Annotated in this window: 11 protein-coding genes; 6 read left to right on the top strand and 5 right to left on the bottom strand. The window is 43.0% G+C overall.

Annotation, left to right across the window (positions count from 1 at the left end):
- Nucleotides 1-325: 325 nt before the first annotated feature.
- A complete protein-coding gene (locus VRK_RS07035; protein ID WP_021020369.1) occupies nt 326-802 on the top strand; it encodes a MarR family winged helix-turn-helix transcriptional regulator in 477 nt (158 codons plus the stop codon).
- 87 nt (nt 803-889) lie between these two features.
- Here VRK_RS07035 and VRK_RS07030 read toward each other — a convergent pair whose 3' ends face one another.
- Nucleotides 890-1,246 (bottom strand): hypothetical protein, encoded by a 357-nt coding sequence (locus VRK_RS07030; protein ID WP_059120709.1) that lies wholly within the window; start codon nt 1,244-1,246, stop codon nt 890-892.
- Between the two features lie 336 nt (nt 1,247-1,582).
- Between VRK_RS07030 and VRK_RS07025 the strand changes: the two genes are divergently transcribed.
- Nucleotides 1,583-2,260: a DUF2982 domain-containing protein gene (locus VRK_RS07025; RefSeq protein WP_059120708.1), complete on the top strand. Its 678-nt coding sequence runs from the start codon at nt 1,583-1,585 to the stop codon at nt 2,258-2,260.
- A 12-nt stretch (nt 2,261-2,272) separates the two neighbouring features.
- Here VRK_RS07025 and VRK_RS07020 read toward each other — a convergent pair whose 3' ends face one another.
- From VRK_RS07020 to gyrA, 4 genes are all read right to left on the bottom strand, one after another.
- Entirely contained in the window at nt 2,273-2,929 is a 657-nt protein-coding gene (locus VRK_RS07020) for an MBL fold metallo-hydrolase (protein ID WP_059120707.1), read from the bottom strand.
- A 254-nt stretch (nt 2,930-3,183) separates the two neighbouring features.
- Complete coding sequence (locus tag VRK_RS07015) at nt 3,184-3,780, bottom strand: GTP cyclohydrolase II (protein ID WP_059120706.1); 597 nt, start codon at nt 3,778-3,780, stop codon at nt 3,184-3,186.
- A 307-nt stretch (nt 3,781-4,087) separates the two neighbouring features.
- Entirely contained in the window at nt 4,088-4,264 is a 177-nt protein-coding gene (locus VRK_RS21225; RefSeq protein ID WP_059120705.1) for a hypothetical protein, read from the bottom strand.
- Nucleotides 4,265-4,520: 256 nt separating this feature from the next.
- Nucleotides 4,521-7,184, bottom strand: coding sequence for a DNA topoisomerase (ATP-hydrolyzing) subunit A (gene gyrA, locus VRK_RS07005; RefSeq protein WP_059120704.1), 2,664 nt, complete (start codon nt 7,182-7,184; stop codon nt 4,521-4,523).
- A 383-nt stretch (nt 7,185-7,567) separates the two neighbouring features.
- Here gyrA and ubiG point away from each other — a divergent pair, with 383 nt between their 5' ends.
- The 4 genes from ubiG (at nt 7,568) to yfaE (ending at nt 12,495) form a co-directional block, all read left to right on the top strand.
- Entirely contained in the window at nt 7,568-8,275 is a 708-nt protein-coding gene (gene ubiG / locus VRK_RS07000; RefSeq protein ID WP_059120703.1) for a bifunctional 2-polyprenyl-6-hydroxyphenol methylase/3-demethylubiquinol 3-O-methyltransferase UbiG, read from the top strand.
- Between the two features lie 427 nt (nt 8,276-8,702).
- Entirely contained in the window at nt 8,703-10,991 is a 2,289-nt protein-coding gene (nrdA, locus tag VRK_RS06995) for a class 1a ribonucleoside-diphosphate reductase subunit alpha (RefSeq protein WP_059120702.1), read from the top strand.
- Between the two features lie 86 nt (nt 10,992-11,077).
- A complete protein-coding gene (nrdB, locus tag VRK_RS06990) occupies nt 11,078-12,211 on the top strand; it encodes a class Ia ribonucleoside-diphosphate reductase subunit beta (protein ID WP_059120701.1) in 1,134 nt (377 codons plus the stop codon).
- A gap of 2 nt (nt 12,212-12,213) precedes the next feature.
- Nucleotides 12,214-12,495, top strand: a complete 282-nt coding sequence (gene yfaE / locus VRK_RS06985) for a class I ribonucleotide reductase maintenance protein YfaE (RefSeq protein ID WP_059120700.1) — start codon at nt 12,214-12,216, stop codon at nt 12,493-12,495.
- Nucleotides 12,496-12,544: the final 49 nt, after the last annotated feature.

The following is a 12,544-nucleotide window of genomic DNA, read 5'->3' as shown; positions in this document are numbered from 1 at the left end:
AATTTTATGGTTAAAATCACAACACATCCAGATTGCTTACCAATGCATTTGTTTTGTGTACTAATATTTAATATAGATTACAATATCGTAAAAACCTTATGCTACAGTGTCACAAATAACTGCATTGCAACAAAATGATATTCGTGTCATTCTTTATCATCTGGGGAAGCTCAGCAAAAATACTTTCTGTAACCTTCTTTTCTAGAGATAATTACAAAGAAAATGATGACATCAATACTTTTCTTCTGTGAATAAGTAAGGTAATGTCCGCGTTATTGTCATCCGTATAAAATATTAGTAATCACTCAAAGTCTGGATATTGATTTTGGAAAAACATGAAGAAGTACTGGTTGCTATACGCCAGATCATCCGAGCTATTGACCTTCACTCAAAAAAATTAAGCAAAATTGCAGGACTCACTGGGCCACAACTGATTCTGATGCGCTCAATCGAACAGTTAGGTGAAGTCACGATACGTGAGCTTTCTCGTAATACAAATATGAGTCAGGCTACGGCAACAACTATTCTTGATCGTCTGGAAAGGAATGGTTATGTGCGCCGCGTTCGTAGCGTAACAGACAAGAGAAAAGTTCATGCACATCTGACGGAGTTCGGCCAAGAGCTGCTCCACAAAGCACCTCAGCCTTTACAGGATAATTTTGTTTCTCAGTTCCAACAGTTGGAAGAGTGGGAACAAACACTACTACTCTCTTCGATTCAGCGTCTTTCAGCAATGATGAAAGCAGATAATATTGATGTGGCACCGATGTTAGAAATCGGCAGTATTCTGAACCACGAATAACCAATTAACAGTAGCACAATTCCTTGATTTTTCTAAAAGATCCAGCAGAATAGCATCACAACTGGATCTTTTCAGCATGCATCAGGTTTAAGCGCGTTTATAAAGCACCTTATTTCCGGCCAGTTGCACTTTCTCAACAAGATTGTCTTCTAAAAGTTTTTTCAGTGCCCCTGTTGCCCAACTAGCCGCTTTTGTATCTTCTTGACCCGCTTCTAGCCCTATGCTTTTCGGATTAATCCCATCAGCATGTTGAGTCACAATTTCTAGCACTTGAGTCTGCTTCGGGGTGAGATTTTCGTTGACGATTTTCGCTACCTTTGGCTGACTCGAAGAAACTGGGGTCTGTGTCTTCATTTCAGGCTGTTTTAAAGTCGGGTTTACAGCAAAGGCTTTCATGCGTTTTTGCAGCTTATTCTGCACATTACGCTTATGAGCAAGTCTCATCGAATATTCTCCATTACAACTGCCGAGACAGTATTCATTAAACAAAGTGTGGTTTATATCAAAATTTTGCCCTAATTTATAGACAGCAGAAATGATTTGGTATGAAAAGTTAACTTTTAGGCCCGATATGATTAAAACCTGAGCAAAACGGCTTCGATAAACCAACAATGAGACAGGAACACTGTATCTTCAGAATACTTGACGATACTATATTCAGATAGCTTCAGAGTGTCAGCTCCCAAGTCTTATTTCTTCTGGATATTCGCTTTCTTCAGGTATGGGTGGCATTAGCCAGTTGAGGAAAGAACATAGAACTAAAATGATTGTGGAACAGATATGCAGACGATTCATCTTTCGAATTTTGAATTTGATTTTCACCAGCGCTCTGTGCGCTTAACAATGATTGCGTATGCTACCGCCGCCCTGCTTATCATCATGACGGCAAACTCATTCTCTCTGGCTTTGGTTTATACCGCATTATTCTCGGGGATCGCTGTTCTGCTCTATTGGCTAATCCGCAAAAGTCAGGTGCGCTATACGCTAACCGCAACCCACTTCCAACAACATACATTTCGGGGCGGTTGGGTGGTCAAGTGGAATAATATCCAAGAAATTAACCAATGCACTTACAATATTGATGGCTGGCATCAACCGCTACCATGGGTCGGTATCCGCCTGAAGTCCTATTCACCCTACCTTGACAGTATTTGTCCGCGAATTATCAGTGAAATTTTACTCTCTCAGCGCGGATTACTCTATCTAGGCATGAAACAACATCATGTCCGACTCTCTGAGTTTGAAGATATTGTTCTGGATCCGAGTGTATATAAATCATCAGACGGGCAGTTATATTCCGGTTTACTGGCGATGCTGGCAAACCGGATGAGCTACCAAAGAAATTACCATGGATACGATATATTCATTCCTATGAGTGATTTGGGAATTCAAGGCGATGAACTGATTGGGATGACAAGACGCTATATTGCTGCGGCAGAACCGGAGCAGCCCCGTTAATCATCCTCCTAATTAATAGAGTGGCATTTCATCAGCAACAAAAGGATTTGAAGCACGTTCATGACCAAATGTTGACTGTGGACCATGACCGGGAATAAACGTAACATCATTACCCAATGGCCAAAGCTTAGTTTTGATCGAACGAATCAATGTCTCGAAGTCACCTTGAGGAAAGTCCGTTCTTCCGATACTTCCCTGAAACAAAACATCACCGACAAAGGCAATCTTTGCTGATTCACTGAACAGACAGATATGACCCGGCGTATGACCCGGTGTGTGATAAACCTGAAGTACTTGCTGCCCAAAAGAAACCGAATCTCCCTCATTCAACCACTGATCGGGGTCAAATGATGTCGTCTGGGGAAAACCAAACATCTGACTTTGCTGTTCCAGTTCTTGCAGCCAAAACCGATCAGCCTGATGAGGGCCAATAATATCGACAGCGCCAAGCGATTGTTGCAGCATCTGAGTACCACCAACATGATCGAGGTGTCCATGTGTTAAAACAATGTGGACAATCTGTACACCTAACCCCTGAATCACTTCCGCAAGATGCTTTTCATCACCACCGGGGTCAATCACGATGCCCTTCATTGTTTCATCACACCAAACAATTGAACAATTCTGAGCAAAAGCCGTTACGGGGACTATTTGATACTGAAGAGACATATTTTTCCTTATTAAGCCAAATTTCAGTGAACTATGACACTCCAAGATAGGTTTGACAAGGATTGGCTCAGCGACAAATCATCCATTCAAATAGCCTCCTGCACTCACTACAAATTCAGGTCTGAGAATCACTAATCACTCTTTCCTGTCGCAATGAACGCAGAGGCAATATTTCCACTCTATAATCGATAACGTCAAAACATGTAAAAACATCGATGAGACGATGGCATGACAATCCAGTTCAATGGCTTCACTCACAATGAGAGTTTATGCTTACCATAACTGACTTTCGCTTTCAGATAGTTGGCATTACCAGCTTTAATATGGGCTGCTGTATGAACAATCTCGACAATTTCAATGCCGCGTGCTTTCAAGTCATCCACTTTCTTGGGATTGTTGGTGACTAAACGAATCTTAGTGATATTCAGAGCCTTTAGCATTTGGGCAGCTTCAGAAAACTCTCTGAGATCGTCATCAAAACCAAGTTTTCGGTTTGCTTCGTAAGTATTTAACCCCTGACTTTGAAGTCGATACGCATCAATTTTATTATATAAACCAATTCCTCGCCCTTCTTGGCGAAGGTAAAGGATGATTCCACCAGATTCTCCCATTTTAGTGATAGTTTCTTCTAGTTGTTCACCACAATCACATCTTGATGAGTGAAAAACATCACCCGTCAGACACTCTGAATGCATTCTCACTAAAGGAATTTCTTGATTTAAGTCTGCAGATTTAAAAATCAAAGCAACGTGTTCTTTATCTGTATTCAAACCGTTAAAAGAGAGGATCTCAGCATCAATATCACTTTTTGCTCCAACTTTTAAATCCACTCTGGCTCGGACATCCGCCATATCAGTACTCTCTTACTCAGATATTTCCATATCGATAACAATCAAAACATTTCACACTACGTCCCCACTACAATATGAATATGGAGGTGACGTTATAATATTACAAATAGAAAATACCACTAGATGCCCGTGAGAAAAAGAGATTATTCTCTATTGCAGCGTAATCCTTTCAAATCATCGCTATCAAACGCCACCAACCAGACGAATAAACAGCTTCATATAATTGTATAGCTGAAAACTCTAAACATAAAAAAAACCGGTAATCAGTTGATTCACCGGGTTTCTTATATCCATGAGTCGCTACCTGTCAATGCGTCTGCGATTTTTTCCACATGATCAGCTCGATCCAAACTCTTTCAATCTGCTCCAGCTCTTCATCAGTTAAAAGTGACAATGTTGAAGACGTATTTGGAAATGCATGCGCGTGCTGCGCCATAATCTGCTGGTAGAAATCTTTCTTCAACTGAGTTACTTGAGAGTCCACTGCATCTATCCATTATCGGTAACAAGTAAAAAAATTTTATCATTTTCTCATTTGTTGTCCTATGATATTTTAATTATTGGAATGATTATCACATTTAATGTTACTTTTTTTTGCTAAGAGCAACTAAGTAACTTATTAATTTCATTGTTAATTACGATGTCAACCCTAGAAAAAACCAATAGAAACCTTGCCAATTAAGACAAAAACCGGGCAAATAGCCCGGTTTCATAAGAGTTGTCACTGATATTAGTCAGAGCTAATCATCCTCAGGCAAGTCCTGTTCATCTGAATGATTATCCTCACTTGGAGATGACAGCTCTGATGACGAAGACTGGTCCTCAATCGCATCATCTGTCAGGACACTTTCAGATTCGATGTCGATATCGACATCTTCTACTTCTTCGATTCGCTGTAGACCGACAACTTTTTCGTCCTCTGATGTGCGAATCAGTGTAACGCCCTGAGTATTACGGCCAACCTGACTCACTTCTCCAACACGAGTTCGAACCAATGTTCCGGCATTAGTGATCATCATAAATTCATCACCGCTGTCCACCTGTACAGCTCCGACAACACAACCGTTACGCTCAGACACTTTGATTGAAACAACCCCTTGTGTCGCCCGGCTCTTCGTCGGATATTCATTCAAATCAGTCCGCTTACCGTAACCATTTTCAGTAACGGTAAGAATATCGCCCTGTTCAGAAGGAACAATCAGAGATACAACTTGGTCGTTTTCAGCTAGCTTCATGCCTCGCACACCGGATGCAGTTCTGCCCATGGCCCGAACATGCTGTTCATTAAACCGGACGACTTTCCCTGCTTTCGAGAACAACATAATCTCACTGTTCCCATCAGTAATATCGACACCGATCAATGAATCGTCGTCACGCAAGTTCACAGCAATCAAACCGTTGGAGCGAACATTGGCAAACTGATCAAGTGGCGTTTTCTTCACCGTCCCATCACCGGTTGCCATAAAGATAAATTTATCTTCAGCGTATTCAGCAACCCGAAGAATTGCAGTAATCCGTTCATTTTCTTCCAGCGGAAGAATATTATTGATTGGCTTCCCTCGGGCAGTCCGAGTCGCATGAGGTAACTGGTACACTTTGAGACGATAAGTTTTACCACGCGTCGAGAAGCACAGAATATTATCGTGTGTATTGGCCACTAACAGACGTTCGATATAATCTTCATCTTTCATCTTCGTGGCACTTTTGCCCTTACCACCACGACGCTGTGACTCATAATCACTCAATGACTGATACTTCACATATCTTTCATGAGATAAGGTCACAACAACATCTTCACGCGCAATCAGCTCTTCCAGATCAATATCATGTGAGGCAGCTGTAATTTCTGTCAGGCGCTGATCACCGAAACCGCTTCTGACAGCTTCCAGTTCTTCTCGGATGACTTCCATGAGACGTTCTGTACTAGATAAAATCAACATTAATTCAGCGATTTCATCCAGTAAGGCCTTGTACTCATCCAGAATTTTTTCATGCTCAAGACCGGTAAGTCGGTGCAGTCTTAACTCAAGAATCGCTTGAGCCTGCTGTTCAGTCAGGAAATACAGCCCGTCATGGATTCCATATTGTGGTTCCAACCAGTCAGGTCGAGCAGTATCGACCCCCGCACGTTCCAGCATCGCTGCAACATTGCCGAGAGACCAACCACGCGCCAATAGACCCGCTTTTGCTTCTGCCGGTGTTGGCGCACGACGAATCAGTTCAATAATGTCATCGATATTCGCCAGTGCAAGTGCCAGACCTTCGAGGATGTGGGCACGATCCCGCGCTTTACGTAATTCGAAAATTGTACGGCGAGTCACCACTTCACGGCGGTGATCAACAAAACACTTTAACAGCTCTTTGAGGTTAAACAGTTTTGGTTGTCCATTATCGAGAGCAACCATGTTGATGCCGAATGTTGTTTGCAACTGAGTCTGGGAATACAGATTGTTCAGTACAACTTCGCCGACAGCATCACGCTTACATTCGATAACGATACGCATCCCGTCTTTATCAGACTCATCACGCAGTGCACTGATACCTTCGACCTTTTTATCTTTGACCAGCTCTGCGATCTTCTCGATCAGACGTGCTTTATTGACCTGATAAGGAATCTCAGTAACAACAATGGTTTCCCGACCATTCTTATCATCAGTTTCGATATCCGCTTTTGAACGCAGATAAATTTTTCCCCGACCGGTCTTATAGGCATCAATAATACCTTTCCGTCCACTAATCATTGCAGCGGTTGGAAAATCCGGACCGGGAATATACTCGATCAGTTCATCGATCGTAATATCTTCATTATCGATAAAGGCAAGACACCCATCGATCACTTCCCCTAAATTATGGGGTGGAATGTTAGTCGCCATACCGACCGCAATCCCGGAAGAACCATTGATCAATAAATTAGGTACTTTGGTTGGTAATACGGCTGGAATTTGCTCGGTATCATCGTAGTTTGAGACGTAATCAACAGTTTCTTTATCCAGATCGGCAAGCAACTCATGGGCAATTTTAGCCATCCGGACTTCGGTATAACGCATTGCTGCCGCAGAATCACCATCAATTGAGCCAAAGTTTCCCTGACCATCGACCAGCATATAACGAAGTGAAAACGGTTGTGCCATCCGTACAATCGTGTCGTAGACGGCACTATCACCATGGGGGTGATACTTACCGATCACATCTCCGACAACACGAGCCGATTTTTTATAGGGTTTATTCCAATCATTCCCCAACACGCTCATTGCGTATAGTACCCGACGGTGCACAGGTTTAAGTCCGTCACGTGCATCAGGAAGCGCCCGACCTACAATGACCGACATTGCATAGTCAAGGTATGAGCCTCTCAGCTCATCTTCTATACTGACAGGCGTGATCTCTTTAGCTAGATCGCTCATAGAGCCATTGTCCCTCTATAGTTTGATCGTATATTCGATACGTATAAGACCGGAAAATATAACACAGGTTTTGCTACTTCGGCATCACTTTCCCTCTCCTTTTCTCAGCTTGTTACATCGGTCGCGAATTAACTGCCTATAATTTACTCACATCTTCAAGAGTCATTGATTCATCAGTGCATTTTTTCGACGCATGACACAATCAAGTTTTTACAGCCATCAGCATATTAGCGAGCTAAAACCAATTGATGAGATGAATAGATTGTAAATATTCCTTGTTTCAGAGACTGAAACTTTCGGGGTCATTGCATTTCTGTATAATACGATGAGCAAAACGGTATATCGCAATTGCGACAATGTAGATATCAACAACGGATCTGAAAATGACAACACAGAATGTGGACCCGAAAGAAATTCAAAAATTTGAAGACATGGCTTCCCGATGGTGGGATCTGGAAGGAGAGTTTAAACCATTACATCAAATCAACCCACTTCGACTAGATTATGTTTTGCAACAATCAAATGGACTATTCGGTAAACAAGTTCTGGATGTCGGATGCGGTGGTGGCATTCTCGCGGAGAGTATGGCTCGTGAGGGAGCGACTGTTACGGGTCTCGATATGGGAAAAGAGCCGTTGGAAGTCGCGCGACTCCATGCATTGGAAAACCATTTGCAAATTGATTATGTGCAAAGAACCATTGAAGAACACGCACAATTGCATCCAGCTGCTTATGATGTGGTCACATGTATGGAAATGCTTGAACATGTCCCCGAACCTCAATCTATTATTCAAGCTTGTGCCCGACTGGTGAAACCCGGTGGACATGTGTTTTTTTCGACACTGAACCGTAACTTGAAATCCTATCTATTTGCGATTGTCGGTGCAGAAAAATTGCTGAAGATTGTACCGGAAGGCACCCATGACCATGAAAAATTTATTCGTCCTTCAGAGTTATTCCGGATGATTGATCAGACGCTGCTGCAAGATCGAGGGATCACGGGACTACACTATAATCCCTTCACTCAAACCTATCGTCTCGGGCATCGAGTCGATGTCAATTATATTGTGCACACAACACTCCCTGAATAATGTCATCTTTGTTCCTTATACCAAGTCAGTGCATCGGCTTGCTGATGCACGATTTTCATACACATTGATGAAATTAACATCAGACATTTGATCTGATCATTTGTCCCTAAAGATCAAGCTGTTTTTTTTTCATTTTAGTGGAACTTCACTCAAATAAATATTACCTGTTTTTATCATTCTCTTGTAAACACAGGTTCTCAGTAAGCAGCTACTAACAAAAAAATTTCATGCGCTGGTTATCCACAAGATGTCCCCTGATGACAAACTTGAAATAAGCCCGTAATAGCACTATCTTGTAATCCGCAAGGTGCAAAGACCCTATATATTGTGTTTGACGCATAATGTTATTTATATCAAATAAGCAAGACCCTAAATCTAAAATAATTCATAGTCGGTCTTATCAGTTTTGTTAGGGAAATAAAGCAGAATGAACCAACAACTCACAGTTACGAAGCGCGATGGACGTAAAGAGCAAATCGATCTAGATAAGATCCATCGGGTTATCGCATGGGCTGCAGAAGGGCTGCAGAATGTATCGGTTTCACAAGTTGAACTCCGAGCCCATATCCAGTTTTATGACGGTATCACCACTTCCGACATTCACGAGACACTGATTAAATCCGCAGCGGATCTAATCTCCGAAGATTCTCCTGATTATCAATATCTTGCTGCCAGACTGGCTGTATTCCATCTGAGGAAAAAAGCATACGGTCAGTATGAACCACCCACCCTGTTCGACCATGTCACTAAACTGGTTGGGATGGGTAAATATGATCGTCATCTGATCGAAGACTATACACAAGCAGAGTGGATCGAACTGGGCAACTATATCGATCATCGCCGCGATCTGAACTTCTCTTATGCTGCAGTCAAGCAGTTAGAAGGTAAATATTTCGTCCAAAACCGGGTTACCGGACAAATCTATGAGAGTGCCCAATTCCTGTACATTCTGGTCGCAGCCTGTCTGTTTGCCAAATATCCTCAGGAAACACGGCTGAGCTATGTCAAACGTTTTTACGATGCAACGTCACAGTTTCAAATCTCTTTACCGACACCGATTATGTCAGGAGTCCGTACGCCGACACGCCAATTCAGCTCCTGTGTTTTGATCGAGTGCGGCGACAGTCTCGACTCAATCAATGCAACAGCAAGTTCTATCGTCCGTTACGTCTCACAGCGTGCAGGTATTGGTATCAATGCCGGTCGTATTCGTGCGCTTGGTTCTGAAATCCGTGGCGGAGAAGCATTTCACACCGGTTGTATCCCTTTCTATAAATACTTCCAAACCGCTGTCAAATGTTGCTCTCAAGGTGGAGTTCGTGGTGGCGCAGCCACTGTCTTTTATCCACTGTGGCATCGCGAAGCACAGTCGCTGCTGGTCCTCAAAAATAACCGTGGTGTTGAAGAAAACCGGGTTCGCCATATGGACTACGGTGTTCAGCTCAATAAGCTCATGTATACACGTCTGGTACAAGGTGGCAATATTTCGCTGTTCTCCCCTTCTGATGTACCGGGGCTCTACGATGCCTTCTTCCAAGATCAGGCGGAATTTGAGCGTTTGTATGTCCAGTATGAAAATGACGCATCGATCAAGAGAGAAACCGTTAAAGCGGTTGAGCTATTTACACTGCTGATGCAGGAGCGAGCTTCTACCGGACGTATCTATATCCAAAACGTTGATCACTGCAACACTCATAGCCCGTTTGATGCAAGCGTTGCCCCGGTTCGCCAATCGAATCTATGCCTTGAAATTGCACTGCCAACCAAGCCATTAAACAATGTTGAAGATGACGAAGGTGAAATTGCCCTGTGTACGCTGTCAGCATTCAATTTAGGTGCAATTCAGTCTCTGGATGACTTTGAAGAACTGTCAGATTTGGTGGTCCGGGCTCTAGATGCTCTGCTCGACTATCAGGACTACCCGCTCCCTGCTGCGCGTAAAGCAACCATGAATCGCCGGACACTGGGGGTTGGTGTAATCAACTATGCCTACTATCTGGCAAAACATGGGGTCAAATATTCAGACGGTAGTGCTAATGCCCTGACTCACCGTACTTTTGAAGCCATGCAATATTATTTGTTAAAAGCATCAATGAAATTGGCGAAAGAGCAAGGTCGCTGCCCTGCTTTCAATGAAACCAACTATGCGAAAGGCCTCATGCCGATCGATACCTACAAAAAAGATATTGATCAGCTTTGTGTAGAACCACTGCATTATGACTGGGACCAACTTCGTACCGATGTAATGGAATATGGTTTGAGAAACTCAACGCTGACAGCGCTGATGCCTTCAGAAACATCGTCTCAGATTTCAAATGCAACCAATGGGATTGAGCCCCCACGCGGTTATATTTCAGTCAAAGCGTCCAAAGACGGTATTTTGAAGCAGGTTGTCCCTGAGTTTACCGAGTTGAAATCTAACTACGAGCTCTTGTGGAATATCGGTTCAAATGAAGGTTATCTACATCTTGTCAGTATCATGCAAAAATTTATCGACCAATCTATTTCTGCAAATACAAACTATGACCCGACGCGTTACGAGAGTGGCAGAGTGCCGATGAAGCAACTGCTTCAAGATCTACTGACTGCTTATAAATTTGGCGTGAAAACCCTGTATTATCACAATACGAGAGATGGCGCGAAAGACGATCAGAAAGATGGTACTTCATCAATCGCTGAAGATGATGATTGTGCCGGTGGCGCCTGTAAGATTTAACGCGCATACCGTATAGATTTTTTCTGTCAACATATACCAGTTTTACACCCTCTCTAAACGAGAGGGTGAAACAGATTGAGGCAACTATGGCTTACAGCACTTTTACACAAAAAAAGAACAACCAGCTCAAAGAACCGATGTTTCTTGGTCAACCTGTAAACGTGGCACGTTATGACCAACAAAAATACGAGATCTTCGAAAAATTAATCGAGAAACAGCTCTCTTTCTTCTGGCGTCCCGAAGAAGTCGATGTATCGACGGATCGAATCAACTACAACAATCTGCCGGATCATGAAAAACATATTTTCATCTCCAATCTGAAATATCAGACTTTGCTCGACTCTATTCAGGGGCGCAGTCCGAACGTTGCACTGCTTCCTCTAGTGTCACTCCCTGAGTTGGAGACATGGATTGAAACGTGGTCTTTCTCTGAAACGATTCACTCTCGTTCATACACACATATTATCCGTAATATCGTCAATGACCCCGCAGCAGTTTTCGATGATATTGTTGAAAATGAACACATTATTAAGCGAGCCGGTGACATAGCCCATTATTATGATGAACTGATCAAACTGACCAACGACTATCACCGTTATGGCGAAGGTAAACATGAGATTAATAATCAGACTGTTGTGGTCAGCCTCCATGAGTTAAAGAAAAAACTCTATTTGTGCCTGATGTCAGTCAACGCACTTGAAGCGATCCGTTTCTATGTCAGCTTTGCCTGCTCTTTTGCCTTTGCTGAACGGGAACTCATGGAAGGTAATGCCAAAATTATCAAGCTGATTGCTCGTGATGAGGCCCTGCATCTGACTGGCACGCAGCATATGCTCAACCTTCTGCGCAATGGTCAGGACGATTTTTCATTCATTCAGATCGCGGAAGAGTGTAAGCAAGAATGTTTCGACCTGTTTAAAACCGCAGCAGAGCAAGAGAAAGAATGGGCAGAATATCTGTTCAAAGATGGCTCAATGATTGGTCTGAACAAAGATATTCTCTGTCAGTATGTCGAGTATATAACCAATATCCGTATGCAGGCTGTCGGGCTGGAAGCGGCTTATCCGGGCGCAGTCAATAACCCGATTCCCTGGATTAATGCTTGGTTATCCTCGGACAATGTTCAGGTTGCCCCTCAGGAAGCAGAGATTAGCTCATATCTGGTCGGCCAGATTGATAATCAAGTCAATCTTGATGACTTTGAAGGGTTTGAGCTGTAATTATGCCAACCATCAAAATCAATCAGACGCTCCTAATCGAATCCAATGGCTTAGAGACATTACTGGAGACCATGGAAAACGCCGGGCTAAATGTTGAATATAATTGCAGAGACGGGCACTGTGGTGCCTGTCGATGTAAGTTATCTGCCGGGGAAGTTGAGTATGTGGGTTTTGCGATCGCGTATACCCAGTCTCATGAGATCTTACCTTGTATTTGCCGGGCAAGCGGTGAACATATAGAACTTCAGGATGTTCACTACGGGCATAAAGTGAAACGAGCCTAGCCGATTGCCATCAAATCAACAATCAATCTGATGTTTGTCCATACGGCTA

This window comes from Vibrio sp. MEBiC08052, assembly GCF_001506075.1.
Lineage (GTDB): Bacteria > Pseudomonadota > Gammaproteobacteria > Enterobacterales > Vibrionaceae > Vibrio.
The sequence above is the reverse complement of the archived record's forward strand: the minus strand, read 5'-3'. Positions and strand labels throughout refer to the sequence as shown.